Origin of the sequence: Kribbella sp. NPDC049174 (genome assembly GCF_043197365.1) — a bacterium.
In the GTDB taxonomy this organism is placed as follows: Bacteria; Actinomycetota; Actinomycetes; order Propionibacteriales; family Kribbellaceae; genus Kribbella.
The window spans coordinates 13,935-38,023 of the sequence record NZ_JBICSZ010000020.1 but is presented as its reverse complement, the minus strand read 5'-3'; the positions used below and the strand labels follow the sequence as shown (position 1 = coordinate 38,023).

Annotated in this window: 17 protein-coding genes and 1 tRNA gene; 5 read left to right on the top strand and 13 right to left on the bottom strand. The window is 65.4% G+C overall.

Annotated features, from left to right (window positions below):
* Positions 1-277: 277 nt before the first annotated feature.
* From mobF to ACGFIF_RS43595, 10 genes are all read right to left on the bottom strand, one after another.
* Positions 278-4,927: a MobF family relaxase gene (mobF, locus tag ACGFIF_RS43640; RefSeq protein WP_393163716.1), complete on the bottom strand. Its 4,650-nt coding sequence runs from the start codon at positions 4,925-4,927 to the stop codon at positions 278-280.
* A gap of 244 nt (positions 4,928-5,171) precedes the next feature.
* Positions 5,172-6,668, bottom strand: coding sequence for a DUF2637 domain-containing protein (locus tag ACGFIF_RS43635; RefSeq protein ID WP_393163714.1), 1,497 nt, complete (start codon positions 6,666-6,668; stop codon positions 5,172-5,174).
* 57 nt (positions 6,669-6,725) lie between these two features.
* The gene (locus ACGFIF_RS43630) at positions 6,726-6,965 is read right to left on the bottom strand and encodes a hypothetical protein (RefSeq protein ID WP_393163712.1); all 240 of its coding nucleotides are present in this window, start codon (positions 6,963-6,965) and stop codon (positions 6,726-6,728) included.
* Complete coding sequence (locus ACGFIF_RS43625) at positions 6,962-7,804, bottom strand: FtsK/SpoIIIE domain-containing protein (protein WP_393163710.1); 843 nt, start codon at positions 7,802-7,804, stop codon at positions 6,962-6,964. Before ACGFIF_RS43625 ends, ACGFIF_RS43630 begins: the two co-directional genes overlap by 4 nt.
* Entirely contained in the window at positions 7,797-8,633 is an 837-nt protein-coding gene (locus ACGFIF_RS43620) for a hypothetical protein (RefSeq protein ID WP_393163707.1), read from the bottom strand. Before ACGFIF_RS43620 ends, ACGFIF_RS43625 begins: the two co-directional genes overlap by 8 nt.
* Positions 8,634-8,771: 138 nt before the next feature.
* Positions 8,772-9,119 (bottom strand): hypothetical protein, encoded by a 348-nt coding sequence (locus ACGFIF_RS43615; protein ID WP_393163705.1) that lies wholly within the window; start codon positions 9,117-9,119, stop codon positions 8,772-8,774.
* A 47-nt stretch (positions 9,120-9,166) separates the two neighbouring features.
* Positions 9,167-9,484, bottom strand: a complete 318-nt coding sequence (locus ACGFIF_RS43610) for a hypothetical protein (protein WP_393163703.1) — start codon at positions 9,482-9,484, stop codon at positions 9,167-9,169.
* Positions 9,485-9,610: 126 nt separating this feature from the next.
* Positions 9,611-10,381 (bottom strand): GntR family transcriptional regulator, encoded by a 771-nt coding sequence (locus ACGFIF_RS43605; protein WP_393163701.1) that lies wholly within the window; start codon positions 10,379-10,381, stop codon positions 9,611-9,613.
* A gap of 71 nt (positions 10,382-10,452) precedes the next feature.
* The gene (locus ACGFIF_RS43600; RefSeq protein ID WP_393163699.1) at positions 10,453-10,644 is read right to left on the bottom strand and encodes a hypothetical protein; all 192 of its coding nucleotides are present in this window, start codon (positions 10,642-10,644) and stop codon (positions 10,453-10,455) included.
* A 2-nt stretch (positions 10,645-10,646) separates the two neighbouring features.
* Entirely contained in the window at positions 10,647-11,489 is an 843-nt protein-coding gene (locus ACGFIF_RS43595) for a phosphoribosylaminoimidazolesuccinocarboxamide synthase (RefSeq protein WP_393163697.1), read from the bottom strand.
* Positions 11,490-11,648: 159 nt separating this feature from the next.
* Between ACGFIF_RS43595 and ACGFIF_RS43590 the strand changes: the two genes are divergently transcribed.
* Entirely contained in the window at positions 11,649-13,598 is a 1,950-nt protein-coding gene (locus ACGFIF_RS43590) for an AAA family ATPase (RefSeq protein ID WP_393163695.1), read from the top strand.
* 578 nt (positions 13,599-14,176) lie between these two features.
* On the opposite strand, the gene ACGFIF_RS43585 is transcribed toward ACGFIF_RS43590, so the two are convergent.
* The gene (locus ACGFIF_RS43585; protein ID WP_393163693.1) at positions 14,177-15,796 is read right to left on the bottom strand and encodes a hypothetical protein; all 1,620 of its coding nucleotides are present in this window, start codon (positions 15,794-15,796) and stop codon (positions 14,177-14,179) included.
* Positions 15,797-16,050: 254 nt separating this feature from the next.
* On the opposite strand from ACGFIF_RS43585, the gene ACGFIF_RS43580 reads away from it, so the two are divergent.
* The 3 genes from ACGFIF_RS43580 to ACGFIF_RS43570 all read left to right on the top strand — a co-directional run bounded on the left by ACGFIF_RS43580 (position 16,051) and on the right by ACGFIF_RS43570 (position 17,746).
* Positions 16,051-16,142 (top strand) — tRNA-Ser (locus ACGFIF_RS43580).
* A 115-nt stretch (positions 16,143-16,257) separates the two neighbouring features.
* Positions 16,258-16,794: a hypothetical protein gene (locus ACGFIF_RS43575; RefSeq protein WP_393163691.1), complete on the top strand. Its 537-nt coding sequence runs from the start codon at positions 16,258-16,260 to the stop codon at positions 16,792-16,794.
* Complete coding sequence (locus ACGFIF_RS43570) at positions 16,745-17,746, top strand: tyrosine-type recombinase/integrase (RefSeq protein WP_393163689.1); 1,002 nt, start codon at positions 16,745-16,747, stop codon at positions 17,744-17,746. The genes ACGFIF_RS43575 and ACGFIF_RS43570 overlap by 50 nt, the downstream gene beginning before the upstream one ends.
* 234 nt (positions 17,747-17,980) lie before the next feature.
* Here ACGFIF_RS43570 and ACGFIF_RS43565 read toward each other — a convergent pair whose 3' ends face one another.
* Positions 17,981-19,354 carry a pentapeptide repeat-containing protein gene (locus tag ACGFIF_RS43565; protein ID WP_393163687.1) on the bottom strand — a complete coding sequence of 458 codons (1,374 nt, stop codon included), beginning with the start codon at positions 19,352-19,354 and terminating at the stop codon, positions 17,981-17,983.
* 1,166 nt (positions 19,355-20,520) lie between these two features.
* Positions 20,521-23,313: a LuxR C-terminal-related transcriptional regulator gene (locus ACGFIF_RS43560; RefSeq protein WP_393163685.1), complete on the bottom strand. Its 2,793-nt coding sequence runs from the start codon at positions 23,311-23,313 to the stop codon at positions 20,521-20,523.
* A gap of 438 nt (positions 23,314-23,751) precedes the next feature.
* Here ACGFIF_RS43560 and ACGFIF_RS43555 point away from each other — a divergent pair, with 438 nt between their 5' ends.
* The gene (locus ACGFIF_RS43555; protein ID WP_393163683.1) at positions 23,752-24,057 is read left to right on the top strand and encodes a hypothetical protein; all 306 of its coding nucleotides are present in this window, start codon (positions 23,752-23,754) and stop codon (positions 24,055-24,057) included.
* Positions 24,058-24,089 lie beyond the last annotated feature (32 nt).

The following is a 24,089-nucleotide window of genomic DNA, read 5'->3' as shown; positions in this document are numbered from 1 at the left end:
GCCCCGTCCTTTGGGGCCTGCCGGCTACTGCCGCCTACCGGACCGGCTAGAGGCTCCGCGCGAAGCGGTTGCGGAAGTTCTCGGTTGATGGACAAGGAAATAAGCGAGCGCAGCGAGCGCCGCCGTCCAGCAGGCGAGAACTTCCGCGACCGGTTCGGGTGGAGGGGGCCGGTCTGGTAGCCGCCCGCCAACCCCAGCCAGAGAAGGGATTTACCCGGCCGGAGGCCGGGGTGTTCTCCCGCCCGCCAGGGGCGGGAGAACCTCGGACTACGCGCGGCTATTCGCCGTCGTAGCTGCCCAGCTCCAGAACCGGTCCGCTGTCCTCGCTCGCGGACTCGGATGCCTTCGCTGCCGCCTCGCGACGCTCAAAACTGATGTCGTCGGCGTGCCACCGGGCGAGTTCCTCGTCGCGGGCTTCGGCTTCGGCGGCGGCGAACCGTTCCTCGGCTTCGCGGCGGTGCTGAATCTCGATCAGTGCCCGTTGCGCCCGCCGGACCGCCTCCGCGGTCTCATCGGCAGACGGCACCCGAGGTGCGTCGGACTCGCTGACCCCCTCCTCGCCGGCCGCGATCTCGCGAATGTCAACCGGAGCCTGCTCTTCGTGCACGGTCTGGTCGTCGGCGGCCACCCAGACTGCGGTCGTCGCGTCGTCGGAGCTGGTGTTGTCGTCGGCAACGATGTCCGCGTCGGGGATCTCGTCGGCGGCTACGTCGCGTGTCGCGGCCTTACTGGGTAGCTGGTCGTTGACCAGTTGGGCCTCCACGAATTCGGCGCCGGGCACGGCTTCGATCGTGTCGGCGTCGCGCTGCTGCGCGATGTCGGCCAGTTCGTGTTCGTCGGTGACGGGCCGGTGCTGGTCGTCGGCTTGATCGCTGGCGCGGTGTGCGGCGAGCCATTCGTCGGGGGTGGTGCCTTCGTCGGTGTTGTTGATGCCGCGGTCGTTGAGTTCGTCGGCGGCGCGGCGTGCTGCTTCGCGGGTGGCGGCGGTGTGGGCGTACCACTCGGCGCGGGCCTGGTCGACGATCGCCAATTCCGCCGCCCGGGCATCGAGAGCCTGCGCGAGAGCCTTCGCCTCGCCTGCTTCTCGGCGCAACCGTGCCGCGGTCTCCGCGTCGCTGCTGGCGTCGGCCTCGACGGCACGCAGGGTCGCTGTGCGCCGCTGCTCGTCGGCCTGTTGCCGGGTTCCCGCGAGTTCTTCGGCAACCGATGGCGGCGACCAGGCCTGTTCGCGGTCGTAGGCGCGGACCCGGACACGGAGCTGGCCGTTGGACATCTCGGCCTCCGCGCGGTCGGTCTCGGGGCGGCCGAGGGCGCGCCACGCGGCGCGCCATGATGCGTACGCCTCGACCTGGCCAGGCTTCGGCGCCGGTCCGAGCGCGGCGGCATCGTCGGTGACGCCGGCGAGTTCGCGGTGGGCGACGACCACGGCGGCCCGCTGGACCCATTCGGCGCGGCTCTCGGGGTCGGCCGCGAAGTGGCCGAACGCCTCGACGGCCCACGCTGGCGGGTCGTTGGCGAGTTGTTCGGCCATGGTGGTGGCGCGGTGGTCGGCTTCGGCGGCGAGCTGATGCAGGTAGCTCGACCAGGCCGGGTCCTCGAGGCGCGGCAGCCACGCGGTGTGGGTGTCTCCGACCGGGTCGAGCCGGGTGGTCTTGGTGATGCGGTCGTGCAAGACGTACGTCAGTCGGCGCGCGCCGGTCAGCGTCCGCGCCGTGACCGCGTCGGCGAGCACCTGGCGCGGGTCGTGCCCGGCCAGCTCGGCGCGCCGCAGCAGGGTGGCCAGGGTGCCGGCGCCGTCCTCCGCGGCGAGTTTCGTTCGCTGCTTGTCGGTCAGCAGGCCTTGCTCGGTCAGCTCGTCGAGCCACTGCGCGCAGCGGCCGGCGGTGGCGACCGAGATGCCGTCGGTGAGCAGTTCGGCCGGTGTGCGGAGGTGGCCTGCTTCGGCGGCCGCTTCGGCCTGGGCCTGCAACGCGGAGATCTGCGGCTGGTCGAGGTCGAACGCGGCGCCGAGCACGGCCAGCGGTGACCGCTTCGCCGCCGATTTGGTCTCGCCGATCTCGGCTGAGGCCGCGATCGCTTGGGTGACGACGTGGGTCGTGTTCGCTACCCGGCCCCGGGTCATCGCCACATACAGCGCATACAGCGAGGTGTTCTGCGTGGTCACCGAGTGGACCGTGTCCACCGTCAGTCCCTGCGAGGAGTGGACGGTGGTTGCGTACCCGAGTGCGACTTGCTCGCGCACATAGCTCGCGGGCAACTCCAGCGTTTCCCCGGGGACCCGGCGCCGGGTGCCGCGCTCCAGCGGCGCGACGATCAGACCACCGTCGGAGCGGGTCTCGATCACCTCGAACTCGTCGCGGTTGAACACCGCCCGCCGGTTGTCCTTGTAGCTGGCGAGCCGCCAGTCGTTGCGGCGAGTCTGGATCAGGTCACCGGCGCCCGCGTGAGTGCCCTGTGCGGCAAGGAACGCGGTGGTGGTGTCGTCGACGCGGCCGTATTCCACGAGTTTGGCGCGCAGCTGGGCGCTGACCTGGGCGGCCTGGTCGTTGGTGTCCACGATCAGCAGCGAGTGCAGACCGTCCAGGTGATCGGCCAGCCACGCGTCGGCGGCGGTGCGCTGGGCGCGCTCGATGGTTCCGCCGTCCAGGATGCGGCCCTGCTTGTGGTACTCGGCCAGCACGCTCTGGTCACCGGCCCGCAGCCGCAGCGACGCCGGGCCCTCCCAACCGGCATGGAATCTGCGGGTCTCGGTCAGCTCGTGCGTGAGGGCGCCGGAGGCAACCAATTCCATCCCGCCGGCCGCGCCCACCGCGGCAAGCTGGCGATGGTCACCGACCAGCAACAACTTGGCCCCGGCCTCATCGCACAGACGGTTGATGACGGCCAGATCACCCGTTGCGGCCATCGCGGACTCGTCCACGACGACCAGGTCGCCGTCGCGCAGTTGCCAAGCCAGTTCCTCGCGGCTGGCGGAACCGTCGGCGATGCGCTGCTGCGTCATCAGCCACCGGCTGATGTTACGGGCAGTGACACCGTCAGCGGCCATGACCTCGGCCGCGACCTGGGAAGCCGCGAGCCCGATCATGCGGTGCTGCTTGCCGAACCAGAGCGCGGGGTCTTCCCAGGCCTTGGCCAGGGCGCCGATGACGCGGGATTTGCCGGTGCCGGCCGGGCCGATGAGAGTCTCCACCTTCGCGCCGGAGGTGAGGATGCCCCGCACGGCCGCCTCTTGGTCGGCACCGAGCTTGAGACCTGCCGTGGCGAGCTGGCCGCAGAACGCCTCGGCCAAATGTGGTTGCATCAGCGCGGCACCGCGGGCGTAGCCGGCACGGGCGAGCTGGCGCTCGGCCTTGAGGTGGTCGCCGGTGGCGTAGCGGGTGCCGCCGGGTGCCCGGTACGCCGAGGTCCCGTTGGCCAGGCGCAGCTCGCGGGGCAGGATCGATTCGCCGGGCCGCTCGGCGGCCAGCACGACCGCCTTGCGCAGACCGTGCTCGGTGAGCTGGTCGAGCAGCTCACCGATCTGCTCCGGTGTCCGGTCGCCCAGATCGTCGGGCAGCGCGTTGCTGATCTCGCGGGTCAGGTCGGGCGCCTCCCACTCGGCCTGTTTGCCCTGCACCTCGGCCAGCGCCATGTCCAGCACCTTGGCCTCGTTGAACGTGTGCGCTTGCGGCGGCTGGCCGGTGGTCTCGAGGACGGTCTGCGCCACCTTCCCGAGTCCCCCGCGGACCTCGGCGCGCAGTTGCTGGTCCCACCGCTGGAGCCGTTCGGCGACGGTCTCGCCGTCGTGGGACTTGGCCTTACGGGTAGCGAGCGTGGCGGTCTGCTGCAACCGGGCCAGCTCGAGGTTGTTCGGCTCACGACCGAACTGCGTCTCGAACTCGCGGACCAGGACAGCGGTCTTCTTCGTGATCGCCTTGCGACGCGAGGAGAACAGATCCATCACGGCCTGGTCGATGCCGACCACCTCACGCGACTTGCCGTCCGGACGCATCTCGAACCGGACACCCAGTGCCTTCGACAAGTGGTGCTCCATCACCCGCTCACCAACCGCGCCGGCCGCGGGCTGGTAGCGGTGCAGCGCCTCACCGTCGACGGTGCGCCACTTGCCGTCGGACCCCTGAACCCGGTTCAGGATCGCGTTGTGGATGTGCAGCTGCGGGTCGTGGTCGCGGGAGTCGTGCTGGAAGAACGACGCGATCGTCCAATCGTGCGCGTCGTCCCACCGCCCAGCCGCGCCGCCCCAGTGACCGATACGGGTGTAACCGGCCTTGTCCTGCAAGTAGGTCAACGCGGCGTTGTTGCCCGCCCAGATCGCGTCCTCGACCGCTTGGCGGTACTGCCCCCACGACGCGGCCTCGGTCTCGGCCCGGTGCACCGCCTGCGTGCACCGGTGCACCGCTTCCCGGTCACCGGTGCGGTGCGCCTCGGCCAGTGCACCACGGGCCGACTCGACCGCACCGAGCGCCTGCACCTCCTGCGCCTCGAACGCGGTATGCAGCACCGTCACCGACTTCTGCACCGAGAACGTCGCGTCATGGAACGCGACGTTCTTGCGCACCGACTTGCCCGCCAGTGCACGCAGCTCGGCACGGCGCTCCGCGTCCGCACCGGGCTCCTTGGCCAGTGCCTCGGCGTACACCTGCTCCTCGCTCTTGTAGGCCCGGCCGGTGTGGCCGAGGGTCTCGGCCTCGTCCCACCGCGCCGGGTCCCGGAACGCGTCATCGCGCGGGTCAATGAACCGCTCGTACAGCGCGGTCATGTCCTGGGTGTCGACCTCGCCGTGCAGGCCGAGCGGTTCGGCGCCCTTGCCGAACCAGCGCCCGGGAGGCTCGCCGGCCGCGACCGCCCCGGTGTAGTAGTTCTCCCGCCCGGCCGCGACAGCGCCGGTCAGGTAGTCGGCGCGGTGGCCGCTGTGCACGCTCAGCACGGGGCACCTCCGCAGGCTCCGGCCCGGCCGCGCCCTGCGCTGGCACGCAGGGCGAAGCCCGCGCACCGCCTGCGACGCGAAGCGGAGCGACGGCTCCACTTGATCGTGATGCATAGGTGTGCATCATCAATCTTTGGTCTGTGGCCTTTGCTGCTGGCTGTTGCTCGGACGGATTCTGGGGCGATGGTTGCTGAGGTGCTGGTTGATTGGTGACTGTTGGTAGCTCGGTTGCTCTTGGGCTTGTTCATCGGCTGCTGCTCGATTCGAGTTCGCGGCTGCTGGTGGTCTCGGTGGTGATCGCCTTGTTGTTGTCGGGGTCGGTTTCACCGGCCTCGGTGACGAGCTGGAGCTGACCGTGGATCTGCGGCGTCGCGGGATCGCGGTCGCCCGTCCCGGAGCCAGTGGGATCGGCCCACCCGGCGAGTTCGGCGAGACGCTTGGCGCGGGCGGTGCCGACACCGGTAGCGCGGCGGATGGCACGCTGACTCATCGGTCCGCCGTTGTGCTCGGTCGCGGAGTGGTGGCGCACCACCGCTAGCAGTTCGTCGTCGGTGCGCTCGTCGCTGGCCGAGGAGTGCGACCCGGGGGTCGGTTCGGTGCGGCTGGCGGTGCGGTGCGGTTCGTGCACCGGTGCGCTCGTACCGCCAGAGATGCTGTCGTGCACCGGTGCAGTCGGCATCGTCGGTGCGGTGCGGCCCGGGTGGTGCACCGGTGCACCGGGCGTGATGGTGGCTGGTGCACCGGTGCGGAGTGCACCGAGCAGGTAGGCGAGCAGCCACAGCTGTGAACTCGCCTGCTCGCCACGGGCAGGCAGGTCGGGGGTCGCGCCGGTCTCGTCCGGTGTGCTCGTCGCGGTCAGCCCGAGCGCGGCGGAGTCAACCAGCGCGAGCAGCTCACCCGGTGTGAGCCGTCCGGTGGCCGGAAGCAGCGCGGCCAGTTCGCCGGCCGACAGCAGGCCGTCGCGAATCGTCTGCAACGCGGCTGTCCGGGCGGCCCTGGCCGCATCGAAGGGCCACAGTTTTTGGCTGGGGCACAACGTCGCGAGCCGCGACGCCATCCGGACGACCTGCTGGACCAGCGCCCGCGCGGCGGCCGGGTCTGCGTCGTGCTGACCGCCGGTCCGCGACAGGTGCAGCCACACGCGGGTCGTGATCACCGGGGAGGTGATCCAAGTCAGCGCAGACAGCCGCGGCTTCGCGGGCTGCGCGAGTCGCAGGTGGAGCCGCAGCAGGTGCGCGAGCATCTCGACCAGTACGGCGTAGGCCAGCGGAGCGAGCGCGTGCGCGACCGCATCGGCGATCCCGGTGGCGGTGTCGATGTTGAGCCAGACGGTGCCGCCGATGAACACGTACGTCGTGACCGGCGCGCCCGGAATCCGCCACCCGCGCGTCAACGCGGCGAGCCGGAGGGCGGTGCAGGCCACGATCATGCCGTCGGCAACCAACGGCACCAACGGGCTGTCGAACTTGTCCGACACGGCCTCGAAGGAGCGGGCACCGCCGATCCCGGCAACGCCGAGCGCGGCGACGACCGCCACCACGATCAGCACGCGCCTGGTCGTCAGCCGCCCGGCCTCAAACGCCGCGGCAACGCCGCGAGCCGTGCGCCGTCCGGTGAAGATCAGCCCGGTGAAGACTGCACCGAGCAGGAGCACGCCCGCGACGCCGGCGGCGATCATCGGCCAGGTGATCGCGCCCAGCTGGTCGAGCCTGTCGAGCAGGTTGATGGACAGGGTGGTCATCGCTGGCCTCCAGCGGTTGAGTTCGGTACGGCGGCCAGGCCGTGCGAGCCGCTGCGGTCACCGCGGCGGCCGGCCTTGATCTGTTCGGGGGTGGGTGCCGGGCCGGTGTCGTGAGGCGCGTTGCCAGGAGCCGTTGTGGGCTTGGCCGGTGCGGAGTGCGGACCAGCACACGCCGCAGCGGTGGGGTTGGTTGGGTGAGTAGACGAAGGCTCCGCAGTCGTGGAGCCAGCCGGTGTTGCCGTTGGTGTCGCGGACGGTGGTGAAGGCGTCAGCGGGGACGGGTTTGACGGTGATCATGCGGCCCTCCGGAGATGAGCGGCGCGGCGAACGATCTGGTTGACGTGGTGGTCTTCGAGAAGCGCCGTTTTGAGGCGGCGCGGGAATCCGCCTTCGGCGCGGAGCAGTCCGACGCCGAGGGCTTCGGGTTCGATGTCCACGGCGGTGTGGCCTTGGGAGGCCCAGCCGGTGCCGAGGATGATGTCCGAGCTGGAATCGGTGGCGCACCGGAATGCGAGCCGGTAGCCGAAGAGGTCCCGCAGTGAGGTCGGGACGATGTCAGCGCTCGGGCGCTGTGTGGATGCGATCGTGATGATGCCCGCAGCGCGGCCACGGGCGACGATGTCCCGCACCAGGGTGCGGAACTCTTCTTGCTGGTCCTTGGTGCCTACGGTGACGGTGAAGTAGGCCAGCTCGTCGATGCACAAAAGCTTGGCGCGGAAGCCGTCGCCGGGGACGATCTTCTTGCGGCCCGTGCGGGCCAGGTGTAGATAGCGCTCGTCCAGGTCGGTCTGGAGGCCACGCAGGACACGCAGGCCTTTGGTCATGTCGTTGCCGACGAACTCTTTCGCGACCGGTGCGTACGGCAGCAGTTCAACGATCTTGCCGTCGATGAGGATGAGATCCACATCGGTGCACAGTGCGGCGTGGGCGACGATATTGCCTTGGGCAACGGACTTCCCCGCGCCGGGTTCGCCGCCGATGAGGATGTTGCGATACATCAGAGTCACGCGGACTCGTCTGCCGCGTGTGTCGAGACCCAGATAGACCGGGTCGTAGATGGACAGCGCACCCTTGGGTGCGGGGGTGACCCCCGGCGTGCGCCGGGGGAACACCGATTTCGGTTTGAAGCTAGACATAGTCGGACACGTCTTCTCCGTTGGAGCCCAAGATCACCGTCTGGCTGTCGTTCACGGCGGCGGTGGTCTTGGTCTTGGATGTTCGAGTGCGGGTCTCACCAGCGGTGCCGGTTTTGGCCGGCGGTTGCGGGGTGGACTCGTCGGGGGCGTTGTCTGGCGCGAGGAAGGCCATGACAGCGTCGTCGGCGACTGCCGCTTCGGGCATGTCGCTGGTGTCGTTGAGCAGTGGTGAGGTGATGTGGGTCTTGGCCAGCGGGTCGCGCCGGTTGATCTCGATGCGCACGACAGCGGCGTTGCGCTTGGAGCGGGCGATGACTGCTGAGCGTGCCCAGCAGGCCGACGCGATGGTTTCGGCTTTGTTGTCGAGGTCTTCCATCGACAGGCCGGGACGCATCCATAGCCAGACGATCTGGCCGGTCTTGGTGGACAGGCATCCGAAGATGAACGGCAGGTTCCCTGAGTAGTTCAGGGTCCGCATCTCGACCAGGCAGGCGCGGAGCCGGTGCCGGGTGATGACACACCAGATCCGGTTCAGGACGAACCGGCGTACCGGGTTGTCAGTGATGATCCATCCAGACAGGACGATGATCAGCAGGGCGTTGAGCCACAGCGGGTTCGACTGGAAGTAGCCGGTGATCGCCGTGCCGTGGGCGATGGTGATGTAGGCGATCGTGGCCAGGACGAACAGCTCCCAGCGCCAGCGCCAGACCGCGAGCAGGAACTTGACCGGCGCCGACTGTGACGGCCGGGTGATCGTTTCGATGGTTCCGGTTGCGGTGCGTCCGCGGCTTGCTCGACGTGTCGAGCGCGTGCGGGTAGATTTGGACATGACAAGACCTCCCGATCAGGGGGTTGAGTCAGGAAAGACACCAAGCCGGGACAGGTTTCCTAGGCCGAAGGCCCGACTTGGCGTCTCGTTTCCAGGGAGCGGCCCTTTCGAGGGCCGTTCTTGGTTCCAGCAGTTGTTCTAGTGGTTGTTGACCGACGTTGACACGTAAGCGTCAACCGCGGAGGCTTCACTCGAAGCCGACTTCCACACCGCGTATGCGTAGTCGCGTGCGGCGTACAGATCGAGGCGACGATCGGTGGCCTCGCGGTACAGGTCCAGCAGCTGCCAGAACGCCTCCGAGGCGTACACGGCAGTGATATCGTTGCTGATTGCAACGACAGGTTCAGCCCGGTTCAGGCTGTCGGCGATGGCCTTGTCGAAGAAGACGATCACCAGTTCGATCTCGATGATTTCATTGCACTTGGCCACGTACTCGGACCGTGCTTGATTCGCTGTGACGGTTCGATCTTCCATCGATTGCGACATGACTACCCCTATCTGAGCAGTGCACGAATCACGGGACGAGTGGAGAACTACTTCGCCGAACCCGACGCGGCGTTCAGGCTCTTCGCCTTGTACGCAACACCGTTCCGCCCGTTGGTGGCCCACGGCATGGCCTCCAGCTCGACCGGCACGACAACAGCGCCAACGTTGACCTTCGGCATGGCATTGCCCGCCAGAGTCACGTTGATCACCTCGCCGCCCGTCTCGTCGAGCGCCATCACCTGAACCGACCAGAGCAGCTCGTTGGTGTTCCGGTCAGCCTTCTGCCGGCCGTTCTGGTCCTTCTTCTCCTCCACACCCTTCGTGACCGTGAACGTCTTACCCGTGGTGTCGATCTGCAGCTTCATGAGGAATCGCCCCTTCTAGGCGTCCGACCCGCTCCCCTTGAGCGGGTGTTCTAGTTCGAATACTAGAACACCTAATCCGAGCAGGCAAGCACCAAGAGCGATTAGTTGATAACTGGTTGTTGACGCTTAAGTGTCAACGCGAGACGCGGTGGGGGAGTCGCCGAGTCGGCCCCGATAGGTCACGCGCCCAAAGGTGACGCTTTCGCCGTACTCCAGCACTTCGCCGGTGTCGTCGTAGATCCAGTTCCGGCCGACCATGATGAGAGCACCCTCATCTAGACCGAGTCTTTCCGCTTGCTCAGCGGTAGCCGATGCTGGCTCGAACTGGTCCTGCCACGCGTCGACCTCGCGCTTGAGAATGTTCGCGATATACGCGAACGTGCCTTCCTTGATTCGCTCGGCACTCAGGAGCAGCGGTGCCTTCTCGGCCAGATGCCCGCGGTAGTACGAGGTCGAAGCAGAGGCCGGCTTGTCGTCGGACCTATAGGTCGTCCGAACGCGGCGAATCACAGGAGCGCCAGGCTTCAGACCCAGAGCGTCGGCAACCTGCTCTGATGCCTCGATCATCGCAGCCTCAGTGATCTTCGCGTAGCTCCCGGTGGGATAGATCTTGCCGGTGCGCCGAGAGTTGTCTACACGATCGTTGGCGGCTCGACCGCGCTCCTCCTCGGTCGTCACGATGCTTCCCACGCCACGCTCGGGTTTGACGTATCCCTCGGCCCGCAGAGTGGACAATGCGCGTTGCGCGGTAGCGATAGCCACGCCGTAGTCACGCATCAGCGACCGCACAGACGGCACCAGATCGCCAGCCTGCAACTCACCACTGGAGATCCGGGTGCGAATCTCGGTGGCGATCTGCTGATACGGCGGAGCGGGACGCTCCAGCTTGGGGGGCATGACCAGACCTCGACTTCTCGCGCTCAGTGTTCTAGAACACCGCTAGCATAGGCGCGAGGCGACGCGATGGTCTAGTAGTCGTCCGGCGCGTTGATCCTGTCGATGCCGCCATAACCAGTCGCGGCAACCGAGCGAGCGATCTCAGCGTCAGCCGGATCGGGCGCAATTCCCTGCTCCTTGGCTGCCAAGAGGCGCCTATGCACTCTCTGCAACTCAAGCACCTCGCTCAGGCGAGCCTGCTGAATCTCGTCCCAAGTAGCCATCGTCAATCCCACTTCTGCCCGGTGATCCGTTCGTACATAGCAACGTAGCGAGCCCGAGTCTCCGCAACGACCTCGGGCGGGATCTCTGGCCCTGGTGGCGTCTTGTCCCAAGTGCCCAGGTCGCGTGCCCAGTCGCGGACGAACTGCTTGTCATACGAGATCTGCCGCTGCCCAGGTTTCCAGTCTTCATCCCGCCAGTAGCGCGAGGAATCCGACGTCAGAACCTCGTCCGCCAGGATGAGCGTTCCGTCTTGGGCGAGACCGAACTCGAACTTCGTATCCGCCAGGTGCACGCCACGGTCTTTGGTGATCTCGGTAGCCCTCGTGAAGAGCTCGAGCGTCTTCTCTTCGAGCGTCTTAGCCAGCTCTGGACCAACAGCCTCCGAGACCTCCTCAAAGGTCATCGGCTCGTCGTGCCCATCCTCAGGTGCCGTCTTCGTCGTCGGCGTGAACACCGGCTGCGGAAGCTTGTCGCCCTCGCGGAGCCCAGAAGGGATCTCAACGCCAGAGATCTTGCCGGTCTCCCGGTACGCATCCCAGCCAAGGCCGGCCAGATAGCCGCGGGCGATGCACTCCACCTGCACTATGTCGACCTGCTGACACCGAACCGCACGACCCTCGAACTCGGCCGGCACATCGGTAGCCGAGACGACGTGGTTCGGCATCACATCCGCCAGCTGCTCGAACCACCACAGCGACAGACTCGTCAGCAACTTTCCCTTGTCAGGGATCGGCGTCGGCAGCACCACGTCATAGACCGACACCCGATCAGTCGCAACCAGGATCACCTCCCCCGGGCGATCGCTGTACACATCCCGAACCTTGCCCCGATGCAGCAGCTCCACGACCACTGTTCTAGCACACCTGAGCTGGGAGTTGCGCAGTGCCTGTAACGATCACACTGCGTCAGCGGATGTGCCATATGTCCCGTCCGCATCGTAGAACGCGGCGGTGCCCGTCCGACTCAGAGTCTCGAACTCTCGAACCCGCAAAGCTAGGTCACCATGAAACTTGTTTCGTTTTCCATTGAAGGCTACCGACGATTCGTCGCCAAAACCTCAGTAAAGCTACATGGGGACCTAATTGCCTTCGTCGGCCCAAATGAGGCCGGCAAAAGCTCGCTGCTTCAGGCACTAACCCATCTCAATGACGACAGGCCTTTCCTGCCATCAGAACTCCCCCGCCGATCGACAGCAAAACCGCGCTTGGAATGGCATCTTCAACTTGAGCAAAAAGATAAGGCTCTGCTTTCCAAGATTCCTGGCGTAAAAAACGTAGAACGTATCGTCATTGCTAAGGACTCAACGGGACGGCGACTGTGGGGATTCGAGCCTGGCTGGCCGCAGAGAAATAAAAGTCAACGAAATGAGCTGCGGCGAGCATTGGCTCGCATTGAGCAAGAGCCTGCCTATGTGATAGCAGATCGAGATGAACAGGCATCATTCACATTCAGTGCATATGAACGTGTCATGAATCTGCTTAGCAAGAATGATGACAGCTATAGACCTGAGGATCTCAAGTTGATTGCGGGCTTCACTAACGCAGTGACAGACGTCAATTTTACCATTTCCACCACCGACGCAAAGGCCGCTACGGGACCGCAGCAGAAGACATTCAGGTCCAATCAGAGTCGAATCGTATCGCTACTCCGGAAGCTGCTGGAGGTCGAGAGCGAGCCCAGCCCTGCTAGGTCGGCCGTGAAAACGCTTCGGGATCACATACCACCGATCATCTACTTCTCGGAAGATGACCGCGTGCTCGCTTCCGAATATTCCTTAATTGAAGTTGCTTCGGACCCACCGAAAGCGCTGAAGCACATCGCCGATTTGGCCGGCCTCGATCTCGTTGCCCTGGTGAAGGAAATCGAAGACGGCAGAATGGCTGATGTCGGCACACGGCGCAACGCCGCCAACAAGACGCTGCTGTCTGCGTTCGACGGAGCATGGAATCAACAGGGGATCGCGGTGCAGTTCGAAGTGCACCGCGATACATTGCACATACATGCCACCACTCCGGAGGATGGTGGATTGTCTGAGATTGATGAGCGCAGTGACGGCATGCGCTGGTTTACTGCGCTACTTGCATTCACGCAAACCTGGAAGACGTCCCCAATTCTTCTCGTCGACGAGATTGAGACCCACCTCCACTATGACGCTCAGGCTGACGTGATGGCCGTCCTGTCCAAGCAGGAGTACACATCAAAGGTAATCTACACGACCCATTCATTTGGCTGCCTTCCTAACGATCTAGGCACAGGCGTTCGCGCAGTCAGCCCTATTGATTCGTCGACCTCCAAACTCGAAAATGGATTCTGGCGCAACGGCGCGGGATTTTCACCTTTGTTAGCATCTATGGGGGCAACTGCTGTCGCATTCACCCCAACCAGATACGCCCTGATAGCCGAAGGGCCGTCCGATGCGATAGTACTTCCAACCCTCTTCAGGCATGCAATCGATGCGAGCAAACTCTCGTTCCATGTGGCCCCGGGGGTTTCCAATGTGTCTTCTATTCACGTACCAGGACTGGATGCGGAGGCCGGAAGAGTTGCATTTATTGTTGACGGCGATGAAGGCGGGCTGCGTCATCGCGAAAAGCTCATCAATAACGGAATCGCAAGTGACCGAATCATCGTCCTGCAAGATGCATCGGCGGCGTTGCCTTATGAAACTGAGGATCTGATTGATCCTGAGATCTACGTAACGGCCGTCATGGACGAACTCCGATGCTGGCAGACGGTCCAATCAACGATGACGCCCGAGGACCTCCCGGGCAATTTGAGAACGAAGGCCGTTACTGCATGGTGTGTCGACGCCGGGTTGTCGTCTCCGGACAAGGTGGCTGTCGCACAGCGCGTGGTTGATATGGGAGCCGAGACGTCCGTTGTCGATCCAATCCGGCGCCAACTGGTCACCGACACATACGAGGCTATCCGTTCTGTCCTGCACCTGACGTGACCGCTGCCATCGATTCCCCGCTGGGCTGGTTGCCTGACAAGTTTCTCTACGTCTTCAAGTTTCTCTACGTCTTCAAGACGGGCCCCTCCAGGGCCCGAATGCGCGCCGCCACCGGAGGGCGGGCCGCCTGCCCCGCCACTCCGCTCCGCTGCGTTCTGGGCGCGGCCCTTGGCTTGGCGCGCACGTGCCAACAGGGTGCCGGGTCGAAGACAGCAGAACTCGCCATCACCGATCGAACACCCTGTCGTTCCACTACTCGCGGAAGTGGCCGGCCAGCCGCTTGTCCGCGGTTGACGAAGGCCGCCGTCTGACCCTGGGCTTCGCATCGCCCCGCTAGCAATCATTGAAGGGACGGTCCGGCACGGCACGCGTCAAGGGCGCCTGCGGCGTCGCAAGCGATCGAGCAAGCTCGACCCTTGACCCCCACCGTGCCGAACCTAGGGTCGGCAGCTATCGGGGCGATGCGGAGGACTGTCCGCCCGTTGACACGTAACCGTCACGAGCCTTTGCCCGCTGAAGCAACAAGGCTTGCAACTTCAGCCTCAACCAAAGGCAGTTTTGGCTGCCGCTTCAGTCGGTCAACTGGGTATGAGCGTGCCGCGCCGAAGAAGTGCGCGGGCGCCTGCGTCCGGGACGAGGCGGATCTGGATGCGACCATCAGATGCGACCGGCCCCGATTCTACTCGTTCAATCCTGACAGGCTGAGTGACCACATTGCACAGCCCGAGATGAATCTCTTCCCCCATCAGCACTTGCGTGCATACCGCCTCCACTCCCAAGAATCCTTGGTCGTTGTCCGCGAGCAAACGCTGCAGCTCGTCAGCAGTAACCATGCATTCAATCGGCTCAGATTGGACCGCAATGGACTCGCCATCCAGCAGTCGGACAAGGCGGCGCAGCGCTGAAACATCTTCCATGGCGATTTCTTCGGGTAATGAGAATGGCGTATTTGTTTCTGTTTGCACTCGAGCCAACTGCTCGACGAATTCTAGGTACTCGCTCGAAACCAAATCAACATCGGGCAACTGCCTCGGCTCGCGCCAGAGATCGCGCCCCCCGACTATAAGGGATGTCTTGTGTGGGCTACGGAGAGCGTACGCGAGACGAAGGACCGGCAGAAGAGTGGCTGGAAGTAGTCCTTCGACTTGTCGAACCGCGAAATTGACGGTGACCATTTGTTCGGTTTCATCCAGACGGATAGACACTTGCAGGACGCCCGTCGAATCCTCTCCCATGATGGTCACCCCTCGCCGGCCGCCTTGACGCCTAGTGAACCTGATGGGCAACGAGGCGAGCTGGGAACCAGCTTCATCCAAGGCACCCAGCCTAGATTCGAGGAGAAATTGTGTATCCTCTGCAACAGGACCGACTCTTACGGTACCAGGAGGTAATACGCCGCCGAGACCACCCGGGGCCTCGACGGTCATTTCTTGGACATTTTCCGCGGCGATAACCGTCGGGTCTCCAAAATCCAGGAAATCTCGGAACCTGCTGGCAGCCTCCTGGTCTACCTCAGAATCAGAGAATACGAAATTCCCACTGATCCGAATCGGCCGATCTCGCGTAGCGTTCCGGTATCTAGAAATTACGGCAACTGTTACCGGACCGTGTGCGCCGAGCATCTGAGAATACATTTCGGCACGCGGAAATGTCTGCATCGCGGCTTCTGCAGGTCCCGCCACAATCTCAAATTGATACTGGGGATCGAGTTCGTTGAGTCTAGTGCGAAGTCGATCAAATCTATCAATTGCGTCCGCCACGCCCCCGTCGAGAACGCTCTGTTCCGCATTCAGTTCGCGGAGCAGGTCGACCACCTGGTGATGAGCGTCATCCAAGTAGTATCGCGGGATGTCTGGGAAGGCGGACATCTGGTCATCAAGCCATGTGCGCCCAAGCCAAGACAGCGCGAACGGGAACCGGCCACTGAGCTCGTCGAACCACCGCAACTCGTCAGGGTTATGATCAATGGGAACAACGAGGCTCCAGCTATCAGGCTGCAACCCGGCGGCAGTGCGCAGGGACTCCTCGACCTGCCGCCGTCGGTCAGGGCTCCTAGCGCTTAATCGGCCAGTGAACGATTTCAGCTCGAACAGGTCGAGTCGCTCACCTGCACGCAGTTGCACATCCCGCCCGCCGTCTCCACCGATGCCGTCGATTCGCTCAGCATCAGGATGGAGGCGGCTCAGTAGCACGGACACCATGTCCTCATACGACGGCGTCCGCTCAAGGTCCTCCCAACGCACCCTTACCATGTCGCTCCGCCAATCGAGTTGTCCTATCAGCGTTCCACGACCACAGTAATCTCGCTCGGCAACCGAGCTGCAGCGACCGCGCTTGAGGCGACTGGACAGCTGAGTACCTTCGTCAGCGCCACCTCTTTCACCACCACTTTGGATACGAAACGACGCAATATGACGACAAGTGGCGGTGACTACGCCGTGTGAGAGTTCCCAGGTCAAGTGGCGGTATCGGCGGCCGATACGCAGCGATCGCAAGTGCGGATTCCCAATCCGCGGGTTGTGGGTTCGAGTCCCACGGGGCCTACGAAGTCCGAATCGCCTTTAAAATAAGGAGATTCGGAGTGGTTGCGAGACCTCGATGGCCCAGCATCTCCGCCAGCGTGGGATCAAACGTGGTGCGAATCGCTACACTCGGCCGCATGGCAAAGGCTCCGAAGAGGCGCCAGCGCGCCCGCGGCTCCGTGGAGGAGCTGCCCAGCGGTGCGCTCCGCGTGGTCGTCTACGCCGGCATCGACCCGGTCACGAAACGCCGTCACTACCTCCGCGAGACCATCCCGGCGAACACGCCGAAGGCCGCCGAGGAGGCCGAGCGCGCCATCCGGCGGCTTCAGAGCCAGGTCGACGAGCGGCGGCAGCCTCGCACCAACGCGAGCCTGAGCCAGCTGATCGACCGACACCTGGAACTGGCAGAGCTCGACGAAACAACTCTTCGCACCTACCGCGGATACGTCCGGAACCACATCGAGCCGCTCATCGGCAAGCTCAGGTCGGCGCCGTCGACGCCGACGTCCTCGACTCCTACTACGCCGAGCTCCGTCGCTGTCGCCACCATTGCGACCGACGGCCCTTCACCGAACACCGCACGAAGATCCCACACGAGTGCGACCACCGCTGCCGACCTCATGAATGCCGACCCCTCGGCGCCTCCACGATCCGCCAGATTCACTTCATCCTGAGCGGCGCATTCCGCCAAGCCCTCCGTGGAAGTGGGTATCGGTCAACCCGATGCCCACCGGCAAGCCCCCATCTGCACCCAAGCCGAATCCCCACCCACCGACGGCCGCCGAAGCTGCCCAAATCCTGGGCGAGGCTTTCAACGACCCAGCGTGGGGCACATTCGTGTGGCTTGCGATGGTCACCGGTGCTCGCCGCGGCGAGCTGTGCGGTCTGCGCTGGTCCAAGGTCGACCTCGCCCAAGGCACGATCGTCGTAGACACCAGCGTGGCTCAAAACAGCAGCAAGAAGTGGCTCAAGGACACCAAGACGCACCAGCACCGCCGGCTCACGCTGGATGCCGAGACCGTGACTCTCCTACGCAAGCACCGGGAGACCTGCGACGAGAACGCGGCCAAGCTGAAACCCAAGCTCGGGCCTGATGCGTTCGTGTTCTCCCTTGCCCCACACAACAGCGAACACCTGGTGCCCGATAGCGTCTCGCAGCGCTACAGCAAGCTGGCGGCTCGGCTCGGCATCGATACCCACCTGCACAACCTTCGGCACTACTCGGCCACCGAACTCATCGCCGCAGGAGTCGACATCCGAACCGTCGCCGGCCGCCTCGGCCACGGAGGCGGCGGCACCACCACGCTCCGCGTCTACACCGCATTCGTCTCCGAAGCCGACCAGCGAGCCGCAACCGCGCTCTTCAACCGCCTCCCGAGCCGCCCCGAACAGCTCAGCGAGCGCGAACGGATCATGCGCAACCCGCGCGCCCCCTACGAGGCGATCGCCGCCAAACTAGGCGCCGCAATCGAGTCCGGCCTACTTCCGGAAGGCACGCCCCTGCCGCCCACAAAGCAGCTCGCCAGTCAACACGAGGTCTCTGAAGGAACCATCCGGCGAGCCCTCGACCTCCTACAGGCCTGGGATCTCCTCGACAACTCACGCCAAATCAGGACCACGGGATAGCACTCACATGTTCGGGTGCGTGCTTCCGTAGACAGTCGCCGACAGTTAGATCATGCGTATGATGACGGGTTGCTCAACGACTACGGGACCGTCGCACGCTCAAGGGGGCGAGACATGGTTCCGCGTCCCGTGGATCGCTGGGCTCGTTCAGTTGCGCGGTCGAGAGCGGCTGCCGGGTCTGGGGACCTGGTGGCACGGCGGATGGCACGACTGGTACCAGGCTCGAGAACGTCCTTACGGCGAGCTGGTTAGCCAGTCGGGTAGGAGCACATGCGGAGTGGAGCTCGCCGGAAGGCCTACAGGCGCCTTGCCGGGCACGCCTTCAGACTTCCTGCTTGGGCCGTTGAACACTTGATACGCGATCACGGCGTCAGTTAGGTCGACGACTCCGCCATCGAACGTAGCTCCGTAGAACGTGACGTGGGCGGCGCCGAACGACGCGCCGCTGAAGCTGACATTCGAACCGGTGAACGTCGCGCGGCCGAAGTCGAGAAAGCCGTCCCAGAACTTCGCGACGCCGAAGTCAAAGTCGCCTTCGGCGAACTCGGCCCCGCGGAGGTCGACTCTGCTGCCACTGAAGCTCGCTTCGTAGAAGAGGACGACACTGCCTTTGAACTTGGCGTCGAGGTCGACTCTGCCGCGCTCGAACCGCGCTCTGGTGAAGTCGACCGTGCCACCAGCGAACACCGAACCCGTGAAGCTGACACGGTCGCTAGCGAACTCCGACCAACTGAAGGTGACCATGCCGGCAGCGAACTGCGCATCGCGGATATTGACCATGCGAGCAGCGAACTTCGCAAGGCGGAAGTTGACGACGGCGCCGGTGAACTCCGCTTTGCTGAAGTCGACGGCGCCGGTGAACTCCGCTTTGCTGAAGTCGACGGTGCCGCGGGTGAACCTCGCGCCGCTGAAGTCGACGTTGCCAGCGAACACAGCGCCGCGGAAATCGCCGCCGTCGAACACCGCACCGTTGAAGTCGAAATGGTGTTCCCGCCAGGAGGGCCAGGCCGTGGGTTGTAGATGGCTGCCGATGAGACCGATGACGCTGTACCGGACCTCAGGTTCACCGAGGTCGCCGGTGTCAGGTTCATAGGGCAGGCGTAGGTAGGCACACAGCACATCGATGCACTGCTGCCGTTGCTCGACCCAATCATCTGCGAGGCGTGCCATCGCATAGATGCCGGCGAGTCGGACGGCGGCCTTTTCGCTGCCGATCAGCTGGGCGGCGTCCTGGTAGCGGCTGCTGAACAGCCGCCGGTCGTCGCGGTGGCTGCCGGCCTCCTCGGTACGTGCGCGGCGATACCCAACGACTAGGGCAAAGGCGGCACCGATCCCTGCCGCTAACCCAAGGGCGACCTTGACGAGGTCAGCGAGCAGTTTCTGCTGGTCAGCGATTGGAAGGGCCGGCCGACCGGATCCCGTGCCCGACAAGTGGGGCGAGACGCCGAGCAACCAGGCAAGGAACAGGTAGAGCCCAACAGCGCCGCCAATCGCCAGCAGCACTGCTCCGAGCCCGTGCAGCACAAGCGGACCGAGCTCTGGCGTTCGGGCCAGATCACGGTCCCGCCGTGCGCGACGAATCGAGCGCCGAACTCCGTCACGTGGCATCTGAGTGGCTCCCTCTAGTGCGCCAATTGAGCGATGACGCGCTGCGATCCATCACCGTGCCCTACCGGGCGGCACGGTGTCTACGCAATGAGGTGTCACGCGGGAGAGCGCAGCCGGGCGGCACAGTCGAACCATTACACAAGGGACCCGAGACAGACCGACCTCGGTTGGATTTGGTGTCTGCCCCTGGGCTTTCTGGCGTAGCCGCCTGTCGGAATCGAACCGACGACCTTCTCATTACGAGGAGGAACGACAGGCCTATATCTCGTCTCTACCAGCGATTTTTGCCACACGGCCGCCCGCAGCGGGCGGGAGATCCCCCATGTGTACCCGCCATTTCGTGCCACGGGTGATGCCACGCAGCTCGATCCCACGGCGCACTCAAGCTTGGCATGGTCTGAGCCCCTCAGGCGCCGCCGGCCGGGGACCTGTCAGTCGAGGCGGCGACCGACCTGCAGCTGCGCGGTGAGTCGGCGGCCGGCGCCGGGCTCTTCGAGGTTCAGCGGTCGCCAGGTAGTGGCCGTTGCCGACGTTGACAGGCCGGAACACGACCTTGCACGTCCGCCCACGGTGGCGAAGACCAGGCCGACGTCGACGCGCATCTGCGGCGAGCCGCCTCGACCTGCGTCTTGGGCGTGCGCCGCCGGGACCCACCCGCGGCGGGCGGCTCAACACCCTCGGCCAGTCCCAACTGACCACTTTCCTCGACGCTTATGTCGTGGTCCTGGGCACCATCCTCGGCGAAACCCTGCTCACGTCCCTTCGCCTTCGAGCGCGCCTTGGCATAAGCGAAGTGCGGCCCGCAGGCGGTCCGGAGTCGAGGACAGCGAGCGTTGCCTCGTCCGCCGAGTGAGTCGCTCGCATAGGTGATCCCGAGTCAGCTCCCAGGCGCTTGGTCGTGCTGCCGTCCGAACCGAGCGAGGTAGTGCCACACCCGCTTGAGCGACTGCAGGTCATGACGGCCGGATCGTGCTGCCTGACCGAGGAGGTCGGGCGTGAGGTTGGAATGACCCTACTCGGCGGACCCCTGAACCCGCCTCCTTCACCATCCACTGCCAGGCCCATCTTGACCGCCGGGATGGCGTGCCCATGGATCCAGACCCGGTTGCTTCACTGGCCGGGCGGCCGATACCGGTCGTACGCGTCACGCGCTCACGCCGCCGTCGTCAGGCGGGTGGTGCCGGGTTGCCCGCAAGGCCGAGCCGGACTGCTTCGGCGGCGGCCTGGACGCGGGACTGTACGCCGAGCTTCTCGAGGATGTGCGTGACGTGAACGCTGGCAGTCTTGGGGCTCATGTAGAGCGTCGCGCCGATCTCGCGATTTGTCCGCCCGGCCGCGACCAGGGCAAGCACCTGACGCTCACGATCGGTCAACGGCGGGTGTGGGTCTGTGGTGGCCGCGCGGTGCTCGTGGTGCTCGGTCACGGAGTCGTCGAGATGGATCCGGGCGATCTTCGCTAGCCCCTGAATCTGGCTGAGCAGCGGTGCCGCGCCGAGCTGCTCGGCGATCTGTCGCGCCGCTTCGAGCTCGCCGCCCGCCCGGCCGCGGGCGCCAGGTTGTCCGCGATGAGCCAGCAGCGCCTCGGCTGCCCTCAGTCGGGCTTGCGCCTCCCAGTACGGCCGGCCGAGTGACGCCCATTCCTGTGCGGCGGTGAGCCACGGGGTCGGGTCGGGCGTGCCGCGGATCCGGGATCGTTCACCGTCGACAATTGCAGCCAGCGCTGCGGCCTCGACCCCGGACACGGCGCGCCGAAGGAGCGTCACGAGTCGATCGAAGCCGTCGGGTGACTGCGACGCGACCGCTGCTTCGAGACCGATGCGTAGCAGCACGCCGGACATCGGTTCCTCATCGGTGTCGTGGATGAGTTCGGCGGCGTCCAGTGCGATGGCCAGGGCCTCGCGTGGGCGTTGCTGGAGTAGGCGCAGCTCGGCCTCGGTCGCTGCATAGTCGAGCTTGTTCTGGGGCTGGTCGTCTACGGCGAGGGATTCCTGTCCTCGCTGCAGCTCGGCAGCGGTCTGTAGGTTCCCGCGTGCCATGTGTATCAGTGCGAATTGGGCGTCCTTGAACGCCGGTCCGGACGAGGGGCGGCCTTTGTCATCGCGGCTCAGCGCCTCGTCCCATCGGCCGGCCGCATAGAGCTGGTAGACGGCGTTGGACTCGATGATGCCCTCGAGCCAGTGCTCGTTGGCCATCAGGTGCCGGAGCTCGGACTGGATTGTGTTCGCGACGGCCACGACGTTGTCGGTGTCGCCGCCGATGCCGTACGCGTAGGTCAGCGTCACCCCCGCCCAGGCCAAATCCTCCGGCTCGGCGAGGTCGCGAGCGATCGTCAGCGCGGCCCGAGCCTCGTCGAGTGCGTCTTCGATCCGGCCCTCGTTTGCGGCGACCGCCCCCAGCGTCGCCCGAGCCTGTCCGACCGTCCTGATGTCGTCGGCTCGGGTCGCGTGCTCCAGCGCCATCCGGGCGGCCCGTGCCACCTCGGCCGAGCGGGCATAGGGGCCCAGGATCGTCGCGTGCGCGATGCACACCCGGCCCAGCGTTCGATCGTCACCGGTCGGCACCAGACGCCGTGCTCGCTCGATGTCCGCGATCGCTCCGGCGAGGTCGTCGGCAAAATGCGCGCGCAGCCTACCCCGCATCAGCAGGGCCGACAGCGTGCCCACCTCACCGTCGCCGCCGGCCACGGCCTCCTCGAGCAAGGCGAGAGCCTCGGCGTGATGACCAGCACTGCCGAGCAGCGAAGCCGCCCGCTCGGCGAGCACAAGGCGCTCCGGTACGCGCTCATCGGCCAGGTCCGACGGCCGCCACAGCGACGAAGCGACGGCGTACCAATGGCCAGCCTCCGAATACGCGTACGCCTTCTCGGCGACCCGAGCGGCCGCTAGAGCCCACGTGAAGGTCGCGTCTCGGTCGCTCGCGCGATGGTACTGCTCCGCGACCTCGGCGAGCTGTGCCGCGTTGCCATCGGTCAGAACGCGGCCCGCCAAGTGCTTCGCGAGTCGCGCATGCAGGTCGCGCCGCTCAGAAGACAGCAACTGTTCATAGGCCACCTCGGCGATCACCGGGTGCCGCGCAGTGCAGCCGGCCGCCGGGTCGCGAATCACCAAGCCCGAGTCGCAAGCCTCTCGTACGGCGTCGGCGGCACCGTCTACCGCGGCCAGCAGATCGTCGTCGTCGAGGGCTCGAGCCAGCGTGCCGGTGGCGGCGACGACCGTCCGGGTCGCCAGCGAGAGTGCTTGCAATCGTGCGAGCAGGATCTTGCGCAACGAGGCGGGCACGGTGGGATCACCGCGGATCAGCTCGGCGTTCAGGTAGGGGTTGCCTGCGCTGCGCTGGTAGATGGCAGCGATCGTGTCTGCCGTACATCCGGGTTGAAGACCGCTTACCTGCTCCGACGTCTCCCGAGCTGTCAGTCGGCGCAGCGGCATGTCGATCACGTCCGGGCAGCGAAGCAGTTCCGCCAGCCAGGTCAGGCGGTCGGGATGGGAAGTCTCGTCCCGCCATGTCAGCAGGACCAGCAACCGTCGCTCGGGCAGATTACGCGTCGAATGGGCAAGGAAGTCGAGCGTGGACCAATCCGCCCAGTGAACGTCCTCGACCAGCAGGACGGTGCCCTGCGCCGCGTCGCTGTCGAGCACGCCAGCGAGGGCCTGCATTGACCATGCCCGGGCCGCCGCAGCCGACGGGAAGTCGCCAGATGCTGCGGATTGGCTCAGCGCAGCCGTCACCGTGGCGCCGAGACCGCTATAGGCCGTCGCACCGGACATCGGCGCGCAGGCACCGCCAAGGATCCGCACACCGCTACCGGAATGCTCGTCGAGAACCGACCGGACGAGCAGCGTCTTACCGATGCCCGCCTCACCCCGAACCACCACGGCTGCGGAGCGCTCCGGCACATCCGCGATCAATCCTCGCAACACCGCAGCCTCGACCCCGCGTCCGACCACCAAGCCGGCCATACCCCATCATGCGCCCTCATCGTGGTGTGGCCATAAAGCGCCTACTCCCGCGCAATCTCACCAGCGCCGCGGCCTAGCAGCATGCAGCCTGATCCGGCACGGCAGCGCACATGATCCGCAGGCGGACTGCTCCGCCGCAGCCGTCGTAACAGTAGATGAGCGGCCGTTGGGCCCGGCCCATCGATCAAACCTGGTGGGCGCGACGCCCAAGAGCACGTACCGAACCTGCTCGCAAGGCCGGCACATCCCCCAGTCGCGAGGTGGCCGTGCCGGGCGGCCCCGCTCGGCACGCGTGACCGCAACTAAGACAGGGCCGATCCAAGTAGCAGCAATGTAAGGCGAACGACGGCGAATCTGAGCGCGGGTGCCCGATGTCGTCGGCGCTCCTTATCCCGAACAGTCATTGGCATGTCCAACCTAACGAAGGAGCGGATTCCAATGGCCACCGAGACCGTCACCAGAATCGCCGCCATCGCCGCAACCATCGGGATCGCCGGCCTCCCGCTGACTATCGCCGCGCCGGCCAGCGCCATCAACAAACCCGAACCCGGTGGGCCCGTCCAAGCAGAACCACTGGCCCCTCCCGCAGACAGCGACGACGGCAATCTGGACCTGGCGCAGCTCGGCGCCGGAACACTCGGCGGGATCGCCCTGACCGGAGCCGGGTTCGCCGCAGCTGCTCGGCTGCGCCGCCACAAGCCATTCAGTAACTCGACCAGCGTGAAGACTCCGACCGCGCGCTGAGAGTGGAGTCCACACCCAGCCTCGGCCGTGAC

Excerpts from the sequence above, each read along its gene's own strand:
- ACGFIF_RS43635 (WP_393163714.1), bottom strand. The coding sequence starts at position 6,668 with ATGACCACCCTGTCCATCAACCTGCTCGACAGGCTCGACCAGCTGGGC.
- ACGFIF_RS43630 (WP_393163712.1), bottom strand. The coding sequence starts at position 6,965 with ATGATCACCGTCAAACCCGTCCCCGCTGACGCCTTCACCACCGTCCGC.
- ACGFIF_RS43625 (WP_393163710.1), bottom strand. The coding sequence starts at position 7,804 with ATGTCTAGCTTCAAACCGAAATCGGTGTTCCCCCGGCGCACGCCGGGG.
- ACGFIF_RS43620 (WP_393163707.1), bottom strand. The coding sequence starts at position 8,633 with ATGTCCAAATCTACCCGCACGCGCTCGACACGTCGAGCAAGCCGCGGA.
- ACGFIF_RS43615 (WP_393163705.1), bottom strand. The coding sequence starts at position 9,119 with ATGTCGCAATCGATGGAAGATCGAACCGTCACAGCGAATCAAGCACGG.
- ACGFIF_RS43610 (WP_393163703.1), bottom strand. The coding sequence starts at position 9,484 with ATGAAGCTGCAGATCGACACCACGGGTAAGACGTTCACGGTCACGAAG.
- ACGFIF_RS43605 (WP_393163701.1), bottom strand. The coding sequence starts at position 10,381 with ATGCCCCCCAAGCTGGAGCGTCCCGCTCCGCCGTATCAGCAGATCGCC.
- ACGFIF_RS43600 (WP_393163699.1), bottom strand. The coding sequence starts at position 10,644 with ATGGCTACTTGGGACGAGATTCAGCAGGCTCGCCTGAGCGAGGTGCTT.
- ACGFIF_RS43590 (WP_393163695.1), top strand. The coding sequence starts at position 11,649 with ATGAAACTTGTTTCGTTTTCCATTGAAGGCTACCGACGATTCGTCGCC.
- ACGFIF_RS43575 (WP_393163691.1), top strand. The coding sequence starts at position 16,258 with ATGGCAAAGGCTCCGAAGAGGCGCCAGCGCGCCCGCGGCTCCGTGGAG.
- ACGFIF_RS43570 (WP_393163689.1), top strand. The coding sequence starts at position 16,745 with ATGCCGACCCCTCGGCGCCTCCACGATCCGCCAGATTCACTTCATCCT.
- ACGFIF_RS43565 (WP_393163687.1), bottom strand. The coding sequence starts at position 19,354 with ATGCCACGTGACGGAGTTCGGCGCTCGATTCGTCGCGCACGGCGGGAC.
- ACGFIF_RS43560 (WP_393163685.1), bottom strand. The coding sequence starts at position 23,313 with ATGGCCGGCTTGGTGGTCGGACGCGGGGTCGAGGCTGCGGTGTTGCGA.
- ACGFIF_RS43555 (WP_393163683.1), top strand. The coding sequence starts at position 23,752 with ATGGCCACCGAGACCGTCACCAGAATCGCCGCCATCGCCGCAACCATC.